We start from the raw sequence: 17,400 nt of genomic DNA on the forward strand, positions 1-17,400 counted from the left end.
GATTCTCTCGTCACATTCCTCGTCGGGGAGCCGCCTGGCTCCCGAGGCCGCCGGCCACCTGCCGCAGGTACGGGTTGGTGGCGCGCTCGCGGCCGATGGTCGTCTGGGGGCCGTGGCCGGACAGCACCACGGTCGAGTCGTCGAGCGGCAGGCACACGCGGGCCAGCGACGCGAGCATCTCGTCCATGTCGCCGCCCGGCAGGTCCGTGCGTCCGATGGAGCCGGCGAACAGCAGGTCGCCCGAGAAGAAGACCGGCGGGACGTCCGCGGCCTCGGGCATGCCGAAGGTCACCGACCCCTTGGTATGGCCGGGCGCGTGCGCGACGGTCAGCTCCAGCCCCGCGAGCTCCAGCCGCGCGCCGTCGGTCAGCTCGCGGACGTCGTCGGGCTCCCCGACGGTCAGCTCCCCCATGAGCGGCATGCCGATGGAGCGGCCGACGGCCTTCTCCGGGTCGCTCATCATGTACCGGTCCGACGGGTGGATCCACGCGGGCACGTCGTGGGCCCCGCAGACCGGGACGACGGACGCGACGTGGTCGATGTGACCGTGGGTGAGCACGACGGCCACGGGCTTGAGCCGGTGCTTCCTCAGCGTCTCCTCGACGCCCTGGGCCGCCTGGTGGCCCGGGTCGATGATCACGCACTCCTCGCCCGCGGCGGGGGCGACCACGTAGCAGTTGGTCCCCCAGGCCCCGGCGGGGAACCCGGCAATAAGCACGATCGTCCTCGTTGTGTCGTCGGATGGCCGTCCGGCGGAGGGGTCCGGCGGAAGGAATGCAGCAGATCAGAGCCTACCGGCGCTGCTCATTCAGCAGCCAACCCGTATACGGTACGGGGCACACCAGCCCCGGACGGGACACGACGAGCACGACGAGCGACAAGGAGAAGACCCGGTGGTCAGCAGCGATCAGCGGCGGCGGCAGCTCGCCCGGGAGAAGTTCGAGCGCCAGCAGCGCAAGCGGGAGGAGTCGCGCAGGAAGGCCAAGCGGCGCAACGCCGTCGTGGCCGCGGCGCTCGCCGTGGTCCTCGCGGCCGGCGGCGCGGTGTACGCCTCCGTGCAGCTGACCGGGCCGGAGGAGGACCGCGTGGACACCTCCGACCCGGCCGCGGCGGCCTCCCCCGGCGCGTCGGACGCCCCCTCGCCGTCGCCGTCGCCCGAGCCGTCGATGGCGGTGGACGCGAAGAAGGCGTACACGATGGCGCTGTCGACGGACGCGGGCGAGCTGGCGATCGCCATGGACGCCGCGAAGACGCCCCGCACGGTCAACTCCTTCAAGCACCTGGCGGACCGGAAGTACTTCGACGGCACGAAGTGCCACCGGCTGACCACGCAGGGCATCTTCGTCCTGCAGTGCGGCGACCCGCAGGGCGACGGCACGGGCGGCCCCGGCTACACCATCCCGGACGAGAACCTGGGCTCGCTCGGCAAGGCCGGGGCGAGCGGCAAGGTCGTGTACCGGGCGGGCACGGTGGCGATGGCGAACACCGGCTCGCCCGACAGCGGCGGCAGCCAGTTCTTCCTCGTGTACCGGGACAGCGAACTGCCTCCGCAGTACACGCCGTTCGGGACGCTCGACGCGGCGGGGCTGAAGGCGGTCCGGGAGGTGGCGAAGGCCGGCGTCGCGGACGGCACCGGCGACGGCGCCCCGAAGAAGGCCGTCACCGTCGAAAAGGCCACGGTCAGCGAGAGGTGAACCGCTGGATTTCGGTCGCGCTGGGAGCGGACAGCCGGGCGGCCGTTCGCCTAGATTGGCGTTGTGCGGCGTGGACTGGATGCACGCCGTGAAGGGCGGGCGAGGCCTGTCCGGGAAACTGTGGACGATGCCTGGGGGGACCCCCCTTCATCGGCATCATGTGGAGGAGGCGCTGTGAGCAGCGACCCGTGGGGCCGCGTCGACGAGACGGGCACCGTGTACGTGCGTACTGCCGATGGCGAGAAGGTCGTCGGATCGTGGCAGGCCGGCTCTCCCGAGGAGGCACTGGCCTACTTCGAGCGCAAGTACGAGGGCCTGGTTGTCGAGATCGGCCTCCTCGAGCGGCGGGTGCGGACGACCGACCTGTCCGCGAAGGACGCGATGACCGCGATCGACCACCTGCGCCAGCAGGTCGACGAGCACCACGCGGTCGGTGATCTGGAAGCGCTGTCGAAGCGGCTGGACAAGCTGGTCGAGACGGTGGAGTCGCGCCGCGAGGAGCGCAAGGCCCAGAAGGCCAGGCAGGCCGACGAGGCGCGGCGCGCCAAGGAGGCGCTGGTCGCGGAGGCCGAGGAGCTGGCGCAGAGCGAGCAGTGGCGGTCGGCCGGGGAGCGGCTGCGGGCCCTGGTGGACACCTGGAAGGGCCTGCCGCGGCTCGACCGGAAGTCCGACGACGAGCTGTGGCACCGCTTCTCGCACGCCCGGTCGGCGTTCTCGAAGCGGCGCAAGGCGCACTTCGCGGCGCTCGACGCGCAGCGCGAGGAGGCCCGCAGGACGAAGGAGCGGCTGGCCGCCGAGGCCGAGGCGCTGGCGAACTCCACGGACTGGGGGGCGACGGCCGCGCGGTACCGGGAGCTGATGGCCGAGTGGAAGGCCGCGGGCCGGGCGCAGCGCGAGCACGAGGACGAGCTGTGGAACCGTTTCCGCGGGGCCCAGGACGTGTTCTTCGCCGCGCGTGGCTCGGTCTTCGCGGAGCGTGACGCGGAGCAGGCGGAGAACCTCAAGCTCAAGGAGGAGCTCGCCGGCGAGGCCGAGAAGCTGGTGCCGGTGAAGGACCTGAAGGCGGCGCGTGCCGCGTTCCGGGCCATCAACGAGCGCTGGGAGGCCGTCGGGCACGTGCCGCGGGACGCCCGGCCGAAGGTCGAGGGCCGGATGCACGCCGTGGAGCGGGCCATCCAGGAGGCCGAGGAGGCCGAGTGGCGCCGTACGAACCCGGAGGCGCGGGCGCGCGCCGAGGGGCTGACGGGGCAGCTCCAGGACGCCGTGGACAAGCTGCGCCGGCAGATCGACGCGGCGCGCGCCGCGGGCAACGACGCCAAGGCGGAGAAGCTCGCGCGTGAGCTGGAGGGCCGGCAGGCGCTGCTGGACCAGGCGCTGAAGGGCCTGCAGGAGTTCGGCGGCTGAGGCACCGCCGCCCCGGCACGCCGAAGGGGCCGGTACGGAGATCCGTACCGGCCCCTTCGGCGTGCCGGTCTTTCGCCCGGCGTACCGGCCCGCTCGGCGGCGGGGCCGCGGGCCGCCGTCGACGGCCCGCGCGGGGCCGCCGGCCGGGTGCCCTCCGGTTGGGGGTGCCCGGTCGGCGGCGCCCGGTCAGGGGCGCCGGGCCGAGGTGACGCGGTACACGTCGTAGACGCCCTCCACGCCGCGGACCGCCTTCAGGACGTGGCCGAGGTGCTTGGGGTCGCCCATCTCGAAGGTGAACCGGGAGGTGGCGACCCGGTCGCGGGACGTCTGCACGGCCGCCGACAGGATGTTGACGTGCTGGTCGGACAGGACGCGGGTGACGTCCGACAGGAGCCGGGAGCGGTCCAGCGCCTCCACCTGGATGGCGACGAGGAACACCGACGACTGGGTGGGCGCCCACTCCACGTCGAGCATCCGCTCGGGCTGCTGCGACAGCGAGTCGACGTTGACGCAGTCGGCGCGGTGCACGGAGACGCCGCTGCCGCGCGTGACGAAGCCGATGATCGGGTCGCCCGGCACGGGGGTGCAGCAGCGGGCCAGCTTCACCCACACGTCCTCGACGCCCTTGACGACGACGCCGGGGTCGGCCTTGGCGCGGCGCTTGGCCCGTCCGCGCGCGGGCGGGGCCGTCTCGGCGATGTCCTCGGTGGCGGCCTCCTCGCCGCCGAGGGCCTGCACCAGCTTCTGCACGATCGACTGGGCCGTGACATGGCCCTCGCCGATCGCCGCGTAGAGCGAGGAGATGTCGCTGTAGCGCATCTCGTGGGCGAGGGTGACCAGGGAGTCACCGGTGAGGATGCGCTGGATGGGCAGGTTCTGCTTGCGCATCGCGCGGGCGATGGCGTCCTTGCCCTGCTCGATCGCCTCGTCGCGGCGCTCCTTGGAGAACCAGGCGCGGATCTTGTTGCGGGCGCGCGGCGACTTGACGAAGCCGAGCCAGTCCCGGGACGGGCCGGCGCCGGCGGCCTTGGAGGTGAAGACCTCCACCAGGTCGCCGTTGTCGAGGGTCGACTCGAGCGGGACCAGCCGCCCGTTCACGCGGGCCCCTATGGTGCGGTGCCCCACCTCGGTGTGGACCGCGTAGGCGAAGTCGACGGGGGTGGCGCCGGCGGGCAGCGCTATGACGTCGCCCTTCGGCGTGAAGACGAAGACCTCGTTGCGCGACAGGTCGAAGCGCAGGGACTCCAGGAACTCGCCGGGGTCCTCGGTCTCCTTCTGCCAGTCGAGGAGCTGGCGCAGCCACGCCATGTCGTTGACGTGGTCGTCCTTGCCGGCCTTCTTCGGGACGTCGGTGCGCACCTTGGAGGCGCCGGCGACGGCGTCCTGCTTGTACTTCCAGTGCGCGGCGATGCCGTACTCGGCGCGGCGGTGCATGTCGAACGTGCGGATCTGCAGCTCGACGGGCTTGCCGTTGGGGCCGATGACCGTCGTGTGGAGCGACTGGTACATGTTGAACTTCGGCATCGCGATGTAGTCCTTGAACCGGCCGGGGACCGGGTTCCATCGCGCGTGGACGGTGCCGAGGGCGGCGTAGCAGTCGCGGACCGTGTCGACCAGGACCCGGATGCCCACCAGGTCGTAGATCTCCGCGAAGTCGCGGCCGCGGACGATCATCTTCTGGTAGACGCTGTAGTAGTGCTTGGGGCGGCCGGTGACGGTGGCCTTGATGCGGGCGGCGCGCAGGTCGGCCTGGACCTCGTCGGTCACTATGGCGAGGTACTCGTCCCGCTTGGGGGCCCGCTCGGCGACGAGGCGGACGATCTCGTCGTACATCTTGGGGTAGAGGATCGCGAAGGCGAGGTCCTCCAGCTCCCACTTGATGGTGTTCATGCCCAGGCGGTGGGCGAGCGGGGCGTAGATCTCCAGCGTCTCGCGGGCCTTCTTCTCCTGCTTCTCCCGCTTCAGGTAGCGCATGGTGCGCATGTTGTGCAGGCGGTCGGCGAGCTTGATGACCAGGACGCGCGGGTCCTTCGCCATGGCGACGACCATCTTGCGGACGGTCTCGGCCTGGGCGGCCTCGCCGAACTTGACCTTGTCGAGCTTGGTGACGCCGTCGACGAGGAGGGCGACCTGGTCGCCGAAGTCGCGCCGCAGGTCCTCCAGGCCGTAGTCGGTGTCCTCGACCGTGTCGTGGAGGAGGCCCGCCATCAGCGTGGCGGGGTCCATGCCCAGCTCGGCGAGGATCGTGGTGACGGCGAGGGGGTGGGTGATGTACGGGTCGCCGCTCTTGCGCTTCTGCCCCCGGTGCCACCGCTCGGCGACCTGGTAGGCGAACTCGATCTGGCGGAGAGTAGCCGTTTCGATCTTCGGATCGTTGCTCCGCACTATGCGCAGCAGCGGTTCGAGGACCGGGTTGTACGGGGAGGAGCGCTGCACGCCGAGGCGGGCGAGGCGGGCGCGCACGCGGTTGGAGGAGCCGCCGCCGCGGGCGGGCACGGGGGGCGCCGGCTTGGGCGCCGTGACCGGGGCGGGGTGGGCGGCGCGGGGCGGCACGGCGGGGACCGGCTTGGCGTCCGGGGTCGTGCTCGGCGCGTCCTGCCTGGTCTTCGGCGTGACGGAGGGAGCCGCGGCCTGGTCGGCCCGCTGGTCGGGGGTCGCGGCGGAGAGTGGCTGGGCCTCGTCTGGCAAGGGCGCTCCTCGTGCGGGTCCGGGTCCCCCGGTGAGTCCCGGACATCCCATGGTATCCACCTCGGGCGTCCCCCTCGCCCCGGGCGGTACGCGCTGCAACGGGGAACGGGTACCCGTTGTTCCCGGACGCCCCTCCCGTACGTTTTCGGCCGTTCGCGGGCCGCGGGGCGCGGGGCGGGGCCGGACGGGGGCGCGGATCGGCCCGGACCCGGGCGGGGACGGTGTCGCCGTACGCGGAGGGGACGGCGGGGCGGCATGCGGAGGGCGGGCGCCCTCGCGGCACGCGGCGGGGCGGCACGCGGCGGGGCGGCACGCGGCGGGGCCCGGACCGGGTCCGGGCCCCTCCCTCACGGGTCAGCCGGCCGCCGCGCCCGCGCGGGCGGGGCGGCCGGCCGGCGCCGTCACTTCCAGTCGAAGAGGGCGGCGTTCTTGACCTTCATCTCCTTGGCCGCGAGGACGTTGCCCCACGGCACCTTGATGGCCCCGGACTTGCCGCAGCCCGCGTCGTACCACTTGTCCTTGCCGTTGACGAAGCCCCTGACCTTCACGCAGATGGCGCTGCCCTTGTAGACCTTCCAGGTGTAGCCCATCTTCAGGCCCGGCTTGCCGAAGTGGCCGCAGTTGTCGGAGACCTTGCTCCACTTCAGGGGGAGGCTGCCGGCCTTCTTCCAGCCGGTGCAGCTGCCGGAGGCGGCCATGGGGGCCATGACGACCTGCGCGGACCCGGCCTTGGCGGCCACGGCCTGCGGCGCGGCCGAGGGGGCCGCGCCGGCCGGAGCCGCGCCCGCGGCGAGCGCCGCGAGAGAGACGACGGAAACCATCCCCGTGGTGATCTTGTTCGAGATCTTCAATTGGATTCCTTTGGATCGAGATGCCTGGTCAGTGGCATCGCCCAAGATCAAATCAGAGACGGCACCGGGGCGGCACTCATTTGAGGATCTTCTGAGCCTGCCCGTCGCCGGGATACGGGAAGGGGGCGCCCGGCTCGTCGAGCCGGGCGCCCCCTTCCGTGGCACGGTGGGTGTCACCTCACAGGCGGATGACCGCCTCCAGCGGGGCGCCCTTCAGGGCGGACTCCAGCCGGGCGCGACCGCCCAGGAAGCCCAGCTCCATCAGGACGGCGACGCCGACGACCTCGGCGCCCGCCCGGCGGACGAGCTCCAGCGACGCCTCGGCCGTGCCGCCGGTGGCCAGGACGTCGTCGATGACGAGGACGCGGTCGCCGGCGGCCAGGTCCTCGGCGTGGACCTCGATCTCCGCCGTGCCGTACTCCAGCTCGTACGCCTGCCGCAGGGTGGCGCCGGGCAGCTTGCCCGCCTTGCGGACCGGGATGAAGCCGACGCCCGCGGAGACCGCGACGGGGGCGGCGAGGATGAAGCCGCGCGCCTCCAGTCCGACGATCTTCGTGGCTCCGAAGCGGACGCACAGCTCGGCGAAGGTGCCGGTGAGCGCGGTGAACGCCTCGGGGTCCGCCAGCAGCGGCGTGATGTCCTTGAAGACGATGCCGGGGCTGGGGTGGTCGACGACGTCCCGGATGCGGCTGAGCAGCAGGTCGCGGGTGGCGGTGGGGGTCATCGGCGGTTCTCCGTGGAACGCCCGCGGCGGCCGCGGGGACCGACGACGCCGGCGGTGGCGCCCTGCGGCACCCCGCCGAGCGGCTCGCCGTCCGGGTCGCCGTCCTCCTGCGACGACGCGGTCGCGGCGCGCTTGGCGAGGACCCGCTTGCGCAGCGCCTTCATCTGCGGGTCGCGCTCCTTGAGGTCCGCGACGAGCGGCGTGGCGATGAAGATGGACGAGTACGCGCCGGCGGCGAGGCCGACGAACAGCGACAGCGAGATGTCGTTGAGCATGCCCGCGCCGAGGAAGCCGCCTCCGATGAAGAGCAGGCCGGCGACCGGCAGGAGCGCCACGACGGTGGTGTTGATCGAGCGGACCAGGGTGCCGTTGAGGCTGCGGTTGGCGATCTCGCTGTAGGTGTAGCGGGTCTGCTTGGTGATGTCCTTCGTGCTCTCCTTCAGGCCGTCGAAGACGACGACCGTGTCGTAGAGGGAGTAGCCGAGGATGGTGAGCAGGCCGATGACCGTGCCCGGCGTGACCTCGAAGCCGACGAGCGCGTACACGCCGACGGTGATGGTGAGGTCGTGGATGAGGGCGATGAGCGCGGCGACCGCCATGCGCCACTCGAAGGCGATCGCCAGGTAGACGACGACCAGGACCATGAAGACGCCGAGGCCGGTCCACGCCTTGTTGGCGATCTGCTCGCCCCAGCTCGGGCCGACCAGCTCGGCGGTGATGTCCTTCACCGGCACGTCGACGCCGGCGGCGATCTCGTCCTTGAGGGAGTTGGCCGCCTCCGTGTCCAGGCCGGAGACCTGGATGCGCAGGCCGCCCGTGCCGAGCTCCTGGACGATCGCGTCGTGGCCCGCGGCCTCCTCGGCGACCTTCTCCGCCTGGGAGGCGGACACCGTGGTGCTGGGCGTCGTGTAGACGGCGCCGCCCTTGAACTCGATGCCCATGTTCAGGCCGCGCACACCGAGGCCCACGATGGCGGTGATCGTGATCAGGATGGAGACGCCGTACCAGAGCATCCGCTTGGCGACGAAGTCGTATCCGACCTCACCGCGGTAGAGACGGGCGCCGAGATTTCCGAGTCGCGACATCTCACGCCTCCTTCGGTTCGGTCGGGACGGAGACGCGGCGGGTGCGGCGCAGCGGCGGCTGGGCGCCGAGCCGCTTCGGGTCCAGGCCGGACCAGGGGTGCTGGCCGCCGTAGAACCTGCCGCGGGCCAGGATCGTCATGAGCGGCTTGGTGAAGAAGAAGACCACGACGACGTCGAGGAGCGTGGTCAGGCCGAGTGTGAAGGCGAAGCCCTGCACCTTGCCGACGGTGACCACGAAGAGCACCGCGGCGGCGAGGAACGACACGAAGTCGGAGACCAGGATCGTGCGCCGGGCGCGCGGCCAGCCGCGCTCGACGGCCGGGCGCAGCGTGCGGCCCTCGCGGATCTCGTCGCGGATGCGCTCGAAGTACACGATGAAGGAGTCCGCGGTGATGCCGATGGCGACGATGGCGCCGCAGACGGCGGGCAGGTTCAGCGCGAAGCCGATGGCCGGGCCGAGCAGCGACATGATCGTGTACGTGAGGACGGCGGAGACGCCGAGCGACAGGATCGCGATGAGCGACAGGCCGCGGTAGTACACCACCAGGTACAGCACGACGAGGGCGAGGCCGATGGCGCCGGCGATGAGTCCGGCCCGGAGCTGCTCGCCGCCGAGGGCGGCGGTGACGGTGGTGACGGACTGCTCCTCGAAGGTGAGGGGCAGGGCGCCGTAGGAGAGCATGTTGCCCAGGTCCTGGGCGGACTTCTGGTCGAAGCTGCCGGTGATCTCGGCGCGGCCGCCGGGGATCGCGTTGCTCACGGAGGGGGCGGAGACGACCTCGCCGTCGAGGACGATGGCGAACTGGTTCATCGGCGGGGACTGCGAGGCGAGCCGCCCGGTGATCTCGGTGAACTTCTTCGCGCCCTTGTCGTTGAACTCGAGCTGCACCTTCCAGATGCCGCGCTCGGGGTCGAGCACGCCCGCCGCGTCGTCGACGTCCTTGCCGTCCACGTCGGCCGCGCCGAGCAGGTACTTCTCCCAGACGCCGCCGTTCATCCCGCAGGCGACGGTCGGCTCGGTGGGCTTGGCGCCCTTGATGGAGGCCCGCTGCTTGGGGTCGGCGCAGTTCAGCGCGGCGAACCTGCCCTGGAGGCCGGCGTCGGCGGTCGGGTCCGTGCTCGGCGAGAGCGCCGGGGCGGGCAGGGAGGGGCTGGGGGCCGCCGACGGGGCGCCGGACGGGCCGGGGCTGGGCGCCTCGCGCAGCCCGTCGGTGAGGGCGCGGCCCTGCGTGGTGGCGCTCGGCGAGGGCGCGGTGGCCTTCTCGCCCTCCCCGCCGTCCGCGGCGGGGGCGGAGGGCTTCGGCGACGCGCCCGCGGAGGGGGCGGCGGAGGGGCTGCCGGAGGCGGGCGGCGTCGCGGGCTCGCTGACCGCGATCTGCATGACCGGGCGGAAGTACAGCTGGGCGGTGGTGCCGACCTGCTGGCGCGCCTGCTCCTCGTCGGTCCCCTTGGGGATGTTGACGATGATGTTCTCGGTGCCCTGCTTCTGGACCTCGGCCTCCTGGACGCCGAGACCGTTGACGCGGCGCTCGATGATGCCGATCGCCGTTTCCATGTTGGTCTCGTTGACGGCGCTTTCCTTGCCGGGCTCGGCCTTCGCCTTCAGCGTGATGGTCGTGCCACCCGCGAGGTCGATGCCGAGGCGCGGCGCGGTGTGACCGGACCAGAACATGCCGCCGGTGAGCGCGGCCATGGCGATCAGGATCAGGACCAGAGCGCGCCCCGGCCTTCCCTGGCCCCCCGACGGCCCTCTGCCCTTCTTCGGTGCTGCCACCTTGTCGTATCTCCCTGTCCAACCGCCCCGCACCGGGTGTGCGCGGGGCGGCCACGAAGTGTGTGTGGGGACCTGCCCCCGCAGATGTGACGCATCCAGTGACCGCCGGACACCCGTGGGCGTCCGGCGGTCTCCTGTGACCGGCTACTTCGCGTCGGTCCCGCCGTCGGCCTTGCCATCGGCCTTGCCGCCGGTCTTGCCGTCGGCCTTGCCGTCCTCGGGCGCGTCGTCGGCGTCGGCCTTCTTGGTGAGGTCCGGCTTCGCGGCGCCGTCGGTGGCGTCGGTGTCGTCGCCCGCGACGAGCGAGGACGCGTCGTCCGGCACGACCGGGAGGTCGTCGGCCCCGGCGCCGGAGTGCGTGTCGCCGTGGACGATGCGGTTGTACTCGTCGTCGTCCAGGACGGCGCCGATCGCGTTCTTCGCGTAGACGGCGTGGACGCCGGGCGCGACCTCCAGGAGGACGGTGTCGTCACCGACCTCCTTGACCGTGGCGTACATCCCCCCGATCGTCCGCACGCCGGTGCCGGGCTGCATCTGGTTGCGCATTTCCATGGCCTGCTGCTGCTTTTTCTTCGCAGAGCGGGTCATCAGGAACATGGCCCCGATGAGCACGATGAAGGGGAGAAGCACGCCGATGTTATCCACGGGACGGAATTCCTTCGCACGACCGCGCTGGTGAGCGGCCTGATCTACGGGGGTGGGCACGCCGACCTGAAAGGGCGGCATCGGCGGAGTCTAGGCGAGTCCGCATCGATGGAACAACGCCCAGCATCGCACCGTGGTTCCGGGCGGGGCGAGTCTCCGCGCCGTCACGTGCCGAACAGCCCCGGCTGCCCGGCCGCCGGTCCGGCCCCCCTCGGCGGCACCATTCCGAGGTGGGCCCAGGCGGCCGGGGTGGCCACGCGGCCGCGCGGGGTGCGGGCGAGCAGCCCCTCCCGTACGAGGAAGGGTTCCGCGACCTCCTCGACGGTCTCCCGCTCCTCGCCGACGGCGACGGCGAGCGTCGACAGGCCGACGGGCCCGCCGCCGAACAGCTTCAGCAGCGCCTCCAGGACGGCGCGGTCCAGCCGGTCCAGGCCGCGGGCGTCCACCTCGTACACGCCGAGGGCGGTCGCGGCGATCTCGCGGGTGATGGTGCCGTCGGCCCTGACCTGGGCGTAGTCGCGGACGCGGCGCAGCAGCCGGTTGGCGATGCGGGGCGTGCCGCGGGAGCGGCCGGCGATCTCGGCGGCGCCCGCCGTGTCGATCTCCACGTCGAGCAGGCGGGCGGAGCGGTGGACGACGCGCTCCAGCTCGGCGGGGGCGTAGAACTCCATGTGCGCGGTGAAGCCGAAGCGGTCGCGCAGCGGCGGCGGGAGGAGTCCGGCGCGGGTGGTGGCGCCGACGAGGGTGAAGGGGGGCAGCTCCAGCGGGATGGCGGTGGCTCCGGGGCCCTTGCCGACGATCACGTCGACGCGGAAGTCCTCCATGGCCATGTACAGCATCTCCTCGGCGGGCCGGGACATGCGGTGGATCTCGTCGAGGAAGAGGACCTCCCCCTCCTGGAGGGAGGAGAGGATCGAGGCGAGGTCGCCGGCGTGCTGGATGGCGGGACCGGAGGTGATCCGGATGGGGGCGCCCATCTCGGCCGCGATGATCATGGACAGGGTGGTCTTGCCGAGGCCGGGGGCGCCGGAGAGCAGGACGTGGTCGGCGGTGGCCCCGCGGGCGCGGGCGGCCTTGAGGACGAGGTCGAGCTGCTCGCGGACCTTCTCCTGGCCGATGAACTCGTCCAGGTCCCTGGGGCGCAGCGCCGCTTCGACGGCCTGGTCGTCGCGGTCGGCGACGGACCCCACCAGCCGCTCCCCGGCGGGGTCGGCGAGCCGCTCGGGGGCGGTCGCGTCGCTCGTGTCGTCCCAGTTCACTGAACGTCTCCTCGCGGTGGTGGTGGGGGGGCGGCCGGGCGGGGCCGGGTCAGCGGGCGCGGTTGAGGGTCTGGAGGGCGGCCTTCAGCAGGGCGCCGATCTGCGGCTCGCCGCCGGCGGCCTCGGCCTGCGGGGCGACGGCGTCGACGGCGTCGTCGGCCTCGCGGGCGGCGTAGCCGAGCCCGACCAGGGCGGCGTGGAGCTGGTCGCGCCAGCCGGGGGCGCCGGCGGTGGCGGGGCGGGCCGTGCCGACGGGGGCGCCCAGCCGGTCCTTCAGCTCCAGCAGGAGCTTCTGCGCGCCCTTCTTGCCGATGCCGGGGACGGCCGTGAGGGCCTTCTCGTCGCCGGAGGCGACGGCGGCGCGCAGGGCGTCGGGGGTGTGGACGGCGAGCATGGCCTGGGCGAGGCGGGGGCCGACGCCGCTGGCGGTCTGGAGCAGTTCGAAGACCTGCCGCGCGTCGTCGTCGGCGAAGCCGTAGAGCGTGAGGGAATCCTCACGGACCACCAGGGAGGTGTGGAGGCGCGCCTCCTGACCGATCCTCAGCGTGGCGATGGTGTCGGGCGTGCACTGGACGGACATGCCGACGCCGCCGACTTCGACGACGGCGGTGGTGGGGGCGAGGGCGGCGACCGGGCCGGTGACGAAGGCGATCATGCGGTGCGGCCTTTCGGGGCGTTCTGGGCGTGCTGGGCGGCGACCGCCCGCTGGAGCCGGTTCTGCGCGGGGGCGCGCCAGATGTGGCAGATGGCGAGGGCGAGGGCGTCGGCGGCGTCGGCGGGCCTGGGCGGCGCGGCGAGCCGCAGGAGGCGGGTGACCATGGCGCCGACCTGGGCCTTGTCGGCGCGGCCGCTGCCGGTGACGGCGGCCTTGACCTCGCTGGGCGTGTGCAGGGCGACGGGGATGCCGCGGCGGGCGGCGCAGAGCATGGCGACGGCGCTGGCCTGGGCGGTGCCCATCACCGTACGGACGTTGTGCTGGCTGAACACCCGCTCGACGGCGACCAGTTCGGGCCGGTGGGTGTCGAGCCACTCCTCCAGGCCGCGCTCGATGGCGACGAGGCGGTGGCCGATGTCGGCGTCGGCGGGGGTGCGGACGACGCCCACGCCGAGCATGGTCAGCGGGCGTCCCGCGACCCCCTCGACGACGCCGACCCCGCACCGGGTCAGCCCCGGGTCCACCCCTAGCACGCGCACGCGGCCCCTCCTTCGTCCCTGTGCCGGCTCCCGCCGGGCGGTGCCCTCGTGTTCCCGCAGGCTATCGGCTGGGTCCGACAACGCGGCGGGCCGACGGGGTGTCCCGTCGGCCCGTGGGCGCGGCTGTCAGGCGGTGCCGCCGCAGAAGTCCCGCACGCGGCGGATCAGGCGTCGACCTTCGCCATGACGTCGTCGGAGACGTCGAAGTTGGCGAAGACGTTCTGCACGTCGTCGCTGTCCTCCAGCGCGTCGATCAGCTTGAAGATCTTGCGGGCGCCCTCCTCGTCCAGCTCGACCTGCATGGTCGGGACGAAGCTGGCCTCGGCCGACTCGTAGTCGACGCCGGCCTCCTGGAGGGCGGTGCGGACCGCGACCAGGTCGGTGGCCTCGCTGATCACCTCGAAGGTCTCACCGAGGTCGTTGACCTCCTCGGCGCCCGCGTCGAGGACCGCGCCGAGCACGTCGTCCTCGGTCAGGTCGCCCTTGGGGACGATCACGACGCCCTTGCGGTTGAAGAGGTACGACACGGAGCCGGGGTCGGCCATGGAGCCGCCGTTGCGGGTCATGGCGACGCGGACGTCCGAGGCGGCGCGGTTGCGGTTGTCGGTGAGGCACTCGATGAGCACCGCGACACCGTTCGGGCCGTAGCCCTCGTACATGATCGTCTCGTAGTCGGCGCCGCCGGCCTCCTGGCCGGAACCGCGCTTGACCGCCGAGTCGATGTTCTTGTTCGGAACAGAGCTCTTCTTCGCCTTCTGAATGGCGTCGTAGAGCGTCGGGTTACCGTCGGGGTCGCCGCCGCCGGTGCGGGCGGCGACCTCGATGTTCTTGATCAGCTTCGCGAAGAGCTTGCCGCGCTTGGCGTCGATCACGGCCTTCTTGTGCTTCGTCGTAGCCCATTTAGAGTGGCCGGACATCTGCCTGTCTCCTTCGCGTAACCAAATTCCGAGCGAACCCGAGAGATCCTACCGGGATCTCACACGCGGGCGGAGCGCACCATGTCGACGAAGAGGGCGTGCACCCGGTGGTCGCCGGTCAGTTCCGGATGGAACGAGGTGGCGATCGCGTTGCCCTGCCGTACGGCCACGATGTGGCCGTCGTACTCGGCGAGGACCTCGGCGGCGGCGCCGACCGACTCGACCCAGGGGGCGCGGATGAAGACGCCCTGCACGGGGCCGCCGTCGATGCCGGCGACGTCGACGCGGGCCTCGAAGGACTCGTTCTGCCGCCCGAAGGCGTTGCGGCGGACGATCATGTCGATGCCGCCCCAGGTCTCCTGGCCGGACCGGGGGTCGAGGATCTTGTCCGCGAGCATGATCAGGCCGGCGCAGGTGCCGTAGACCGGCAGGCCCTCGGCGATGCGCGCGCGCAGCGGCTCCGCCATGCCGAACAGGTCCGCCAGCTTGGAGATGGTGGTGGACTCGCCGCCCGGTACGACCAGGCCGTCGACCTCGGCGAGCTCCTCGGGGCGCCGGACCGGCCTGGCCACGGCGTCCGCCGCGGCCAGGGCGATCAGGTGCTCCCGTACGTCGCCCTGGAGGGCCAGGACGCCGATGACGGGGGTGGTCATGCCGTTACCAGCCCCGGTTCGCGTAGCGCTCGGACTCGGGGAGGGTGTCGCAGTTGATGCCCACCATGGCCTCGCCCAGGTTGCGGGAGGCGTCCGCGACGATCTTCGGGTCGTCGTAGAAGGTGGTGGCCTTCACGATGGCGGCGGCGCGCTTGGCCGGGTCGCCGGACTTGAAGATGCCGGAGCCGACGAAGACGCCCTCGGCACCGAGCTGGCGCATCAGCGCGGCGTCGGCCGGGGTGGCGACACCGCCGGCGGAGAACAGCACGACCGGCAGCTTGCCGAGCTCGGCGACCTCCTTGACCAGCTCGTACGGGGCGCGCAGCTCCTTGGCGGCGGCGTACAGCTCGTTGTTGTCGTAGCCGCGCAGCCGGGCGATCTCGTTCTTGATCTGGCGCAGGTGGCGGACGGCCTCGACCACGTTGCCGGTGCCGGCCTCGCCCTTGGAGCGGATCATGGCCGCGCCCTCGGCGATACGGCGCAGGGCCTCGCCCAGGTTGGTGGCGCCGCACACGAAGGGGGTGGTGAACGCCCACTTGTCGGAGTGGTTCACCTCGTCGGCCGGGGTGAGGACCTCGGACTCGTCGATGTAGTCCACGCCGAGGGACTGCAGGACCTGGGCCTCGACGAAGTGGCCGATGCGGGACTTGGCCATGACCGGGATCGAGACGGCGTCGATGATGCCCTCGATCATGTCCGGGTCGGACATGCGGGCCACGCCGCCGTCCTTGCGGATGTCGGCGGGGACGCGCTCGAGCGCCATGACGGCGACGGCGCCGGCGTCCTCGGCGATCTTGGCCTGCTCCGGCGTGACGACGTCCATGATCACGCCGCCCTTGAGCTGCTCGGCCATGCCGCGCTTCACACGCGCGGTGCCGGTCTCGGGGGCCTGCGGGGTGGTGGTGGGCGTGGTGGACACGTCAGACCTCACTCGGGGAAACGGGGCGGGTCGAAGGACCCGGGGGAAACGACATTGGTGAGGAAACACGTCCCGACCAGTCCACAGCAAGGGCCAATGAGGAGCCGGTGGCTCGTTTTCAGGTGGCCGGATCTCGCCCATGCAGCCGAGGCCGGGCGGTCGGGCCCCGCTCGCCCGTCCGTCCGCGCCGCCCAGACCTGCCCCGCCCGCCCGTGCCCGCCCGCCCGTGCCCGTCGCTCAGGCCGGGCGGTCGAGCCGGGCGGTCAGGTCGGCGGCTCAGGCCGGGCGGTCCGCCAGCGCGGTCGGCGGCTCGTCGTCCATCTCGAACGCCATCGGGAACGGCGCGTGCCCGGCCAGCCGGAACCACCGCACCTTCCGGTGCCGCCGCAGCGCCCGCGCCGCCCGCACGGCGTCGTTGTGGAACCGCCGCGCCATCGGCACCCTGCGCACCGCCGCGGCCAGCTCGCCGAGCGCCTCCGCCCCGCCGGGCGCCTCCCGTACCGCCTCCGTCTGCTCCGGCTCGCCGAGCACCGCCCGCAGGGCCTGGCTCAGGTCGCTCTCGGCGACCTCCCGCTGCTCCTCCTCGGCCTGCCGCGCGGCGTGCGCGGCCTGGTAGAGCACGATGGACGCCGCCGGGTCGAGCACCCCCGACGTGGCCAGCTCCTGGGCGACCGAGGCGCGCCGCAGGAGCTGGGCGTCCAGCGCGGCGCGCGCGGCGTCGATGCGGGCGTGCAGCCGGTCGAGCCGCCCCGCGGTCCAGCTCAGGTACAGGCCGACGGCGACGAGGGCGACGGCGATCCAGATCAACGTTTCGGTCACGGGCGGCAAGGCTACCGGGGCGCCCCCGAGGTTCCTCCGCCCACCGGCATGGCGCCCTCCCACACCGACCGGTCGTGCGCGAACACCACGCGGCCGGCCCCCAGGGCGGCCAGCCGGTCCAGCCACGGCCGGTACGGGACGGGCCCGAGGCGGCCTCCCGCACCGTCCGGATCGTCGAGCACCGCCCGGCGGGCCATCTCGTCCGACGCGAACCCGGACGCGAGGTCGAACGCCTGCCCCGCCAGCACGGTCACCCCCGCGGGCCCCGCCACGGCCAGCGACTGGTGCCCGTCCGTGTGGCCGGGCGTGGGCAGCACGTGGACGCCCGGCCAGACCTCCGCCTCACCGTCCAGCTCCTCGTACCGCGCCCCGGGGAAGTCCACCAGCGCGTCGATGGTGTACCCGCCCGCCCGGGCCGCCGCCAGCTCCCGCCGCTGTACGAGTACGGGCCGCCCCGCCAGCAGCGGGTTGCCGCCGCAGTGGTCGAAGTGCAGATGGCAGTTGACGACCAGGTCGAGATCACCGGGCGCCACCCCGGCCTCCGCCAGCGCCCCCCGCAGATCGCGGCGCCTGGGCCGGTAGTGGTCCTCCGCCGCGGGGTCACCGCTCCCGACGCCCGTGTCGAACAGCAGCAGACCCGCCTCGTGCCGCACCAGGTACGCCAGCACCGGCTCCACGCGCGGCCACGGCGTACCGGCCTCGTCGGCGGGCCGTGTGAAGTACCCCAGGTCCAGCCTGCGCACCGACGCGCCGTTCCCCCGCCCCATGGGCGCC

General features: G+C 72.7%; 17 protein-coding genes. 2 read left to right on the forward strand and 15 right to left on the reverse strand.

The genetic code is table 11. The features are described 5' to 3' along the window. Window positions 1-10: 10 nt before the first annotated feature. Window positions 11-718, reverse strand: a complete 708-nt coding sequence (locus CP974_RS03935) for an MBL fold metallo-hydrolase (RefSeq protein WP_031128958.1) — start codon at window positions 716-718, stop codon at window positions 11-13. A gap of 175 nt (window positions 719-893) precedes the next feature. On the opposite strand from CP974_RS03935, the gene CP974_RS03940 reads away from it, so the two are divergent. After that, window positions 894-1,694 carry a peptidylprolyl isomerase gene (locus tag CP974_RS03940; protein WP_031128960.1) on the forward strand — a complete coding sequence of 267 codons (801 nt, stop codon included), beginning with the start codon at window positions 894-896 and terminating at the stop codon, window positions 1,692-1,694. A gap of 174 nt (window positions 1,695-1,868) precedes the next feature. After that, complete coding sequence (locus CP974_RS03945; RefSeq protein ID WP_031128962.1) at window positions 1,869-3,098, forward strand: DUF349 domain-containing protein; 1,230 nt, start codon at window positions 1,869-1,871, stop codon at window positions 3,096-3,098. A 186-nt stretch (window positions 3,099-3,284) separates the two neighbouring features. Here CP974_RS03945 and CP974_RS03950 read toward each other — a convergent pair whose 3' ends face one another. From CP974_RS03950 to CP974_RS04015, 14 genes are all read right to left on the reverse strand, one after another. After that, window positions 3,285-5,786 (reverse strand): RelA/SpoT family protein, encoded by a 2,502-nt coding sequence (locus tag CP974_RS03950; RefSeq protein WP_031128964.1) that lies wholly within the window; start codon window positions 5,784-5,786, stop codon window positions 3,285-3,287. 401 nt (window positions 5,787-6,187) lie between these two features. Beyond that, window positions 6,188-6,637, reverse strand: coding sequence for a hypothetical protein (locus CP974_RS03955; protein WP_031128965.1), 450 nt, complete (start codon window positions 6,635-6,637; stop codon window positions 6,188-6,190). Between the two features lie 178 nt (window positions 6,638-6,815). Beyond that, window positions 6,816-7,361, reverse strand: coding sequence for an adenine phosphoribosyltransferase (locus CP974_RS03960; RefSeq protein ID WP_031128967.1), 546 nt, complete (start codon window positions 7,359-7,361; stop codon window positions 6,816-6,818). Beyond that, window positions 7,358-8,446 carry a protein translocase subunit SecF gene (gene secF / locus CP974_RS03965; RefSeq protein ID WP_031128968.1) on the reverse strand — a complete coding sequence of 363 codons (1,089 nt, stop codon included), beginning with the start codon at window positions 8,444-8,446 and terminating at the stop codon, window positions 7,358-7,360. Before secF ends, CP974_RS03960 begins: the two co-directional genes overlap by 4 nt. Before the next feature lies 1 nt (window position 8,447). Continuing rightward, window positions 8,448-10,220, reverse strand: a complete 1,773-nt coding sequence (gene secD, locus CP974_RS03970) for a protein translocase subunit SecD (protein ID WP_174887803.1) — start codon at window positions 10,218-10,220, stop codon at window positions 8,448-8,450. Between the two features lie 144 nt (window positions 10,221-10,364). After that, on the reverse strand, window positions 10,365-10,817 hold the full coding sequence (gene yajC, locus CP974_RS03975; RefSeq protein WP_051838980.1) for a preprotein translocase subunit YajC: 453 nt from the start codon (window positions 10,815-10,817) through the stop codon (window positions 10,365-10,367). 212 nt (window positions 10,818-11,029) lie between these two features. Next, window positions 11,030-12,124, reverse strand: a complete 1,095-nt coding sequence (gene ruvB / locus CP974_RS03980; RefSeq protein WP_031128973.1) for a Holliday junction branch migration DNA helicase RuvB — start codon at window positions 12,122-12,124, stop codon at window positions 11,030-11,032. Window positions 12,125-12,173: 49 nt separating this feature from the next. Next, a complete protein-coding gene (ruvA, locus tag CP974_RS03985; protein WP_031128974.1) occupies window positions 12,174-12,779 on the reverse strand; it encodes a Holliday junction branch migration protein RuvA in 606 nt (201 codons plus the stop codon). Further along, a complete protein-coding gene (gene ruvC, locus CP974_RS03990) occupies window positions 12,776-13,318 on the reverse strand; it encodes a crossover junction endodeoxyribonuclease RuvC (protein ID WP_031128975.1) in 543 nt (180 codons plus the stop codon). The genes ruvA and ruvC overlap by 4 nt, the downstream gene beginning before the upstream one ends. A gap of 164 nt (window positions 13,319-13,482) precedes the next feature. Next, the gene (locus CP974_RS03995) at window positions 13,483-14,235 is read right to left on the reverse strand and encodes a YebC/PmpR family DNA-binding transcriptional regulator (protein WP_031128977.1); all 753 of its coding nucleotides are present in this window, start codon (window positions 14,233-14,235) and stop codon (window positions 13,483-13,485) included. Window positions 14,236-14,294: 59 nt separating this feature from the next. Continuing rightward, window positions 14,295-14,888, reverse strand: coding sequence for a pyridoxal 5'-phosphate synthase glutaminase subunit PdxT (gene pdxT, locus CP974_RS04000; RefSeq protein WP_031128979.1), 594 nt, complete (start codon window positions 14,886-14,888; stop codon window positions 14,295-14,297). A 4-nt stretch (window positions 14,889-14,892) separates the two neighbouring features. Then, window positions 14,893-15,807 carry a pyridoxal 5'-phosphate synthase lyase subunit PdxS gene (gene pdxS / locus CP974_RS04005; protein ID WP_031128981.1) on the reverse strand — a complete coding sequence of 305 codons (915 nt, stop codon included), beginning with the start codon at window positions 15,805-15,807 and terminating at the stop codon, window positions 14,893-14,895. A gap of 276 nt (window positions 15,808-16,083) precedes the next feature. Further along, on the reverse strand, window positions 16,084-16,626 hold the full coding sequence (locus tag CP974_RS04010; RefSeq protein ID WP_031128982.1) for a LemA family protein: 543 nt from the start codon (window positions 16,624-16,626) through the stop codon (window positions 16,084-16,086). Window positions 16,627-16,637: 11 nt separating this feature from the next. Continuing rightward, window positions 16,638-17,393, reverse strand: coding sequence for an N-acyl homoserine lactonase family protein (locus tag CP974_RS04015; RefSeq protein WP_051838977.1), 756 nt, complete (start codon window positions 17,391-17,393; stop codon window positions 16,638-16,640). Window positions 17,394-17,400: the final 7 nt, after the last annotated feature.

The organism is Streptomyces fradiae ATCC 10745 = DSM 40063, from assembly GCF_008704425.1.
GTDB classification, from domain to species: Bacteria; Actinomycetota; Actinomycetes; order Streptomycetales; family Streptomycetaceae; genus Streptomyces; species Streptomyces fradiae.

Bases quoted from the DNA above. Each gene is read 5' to 3' on its own strand.
- CP974_RS03960 (WP_031128967.1), bottom strand. From the start codon at position 7,361: ATGACCCCCACCGCCACCCGCGACCTGCTGCTCAGCCGCATCCGGGAC.
- secF (WP_031128968.1), bottom strand. From the start codon at position 8,446: ATGTCGCGACTCGGAAATCTCGGCGCCCGTCTCTACCGCGGTGAGGTC.
- yajC (WP_051838980.1), bottom strand. From the start codon at position 10,817: ATGTTCCTGATGACCCGCTCTGCGAAGAAAAAGCAGCAGCAGGCCATG.
- ruvA (WP_031128974.1), bottom strand. From the start codon at position 12,779: ATGATCGCCTTCGTCACCGGCCCGGTCGCCGCCCTCGCCCCCACCACC.
- CP974_RS03995 (WP_031128977.1), bottom strand. From the start codon at position 14,235: ATGTCCGGCCACTCTAAATGGGCTACGACGAAGCACAAGAAGGCCGTG.
- pdxT (WP_031128979.1), bottom strand. From the start codon at position 14,888: ATGACCACCCCCGTCATCGGCGTCCTGGCCCTCCAGGGCGACGTACGG.
- CP974_RS04015 (WP_051838977.1), bottom strand. From the start codon at position 17,393: ATGGGGCGGGGGAACGGCGCGTCGGTGCGCAGGCTGGACCTGGGGTAC.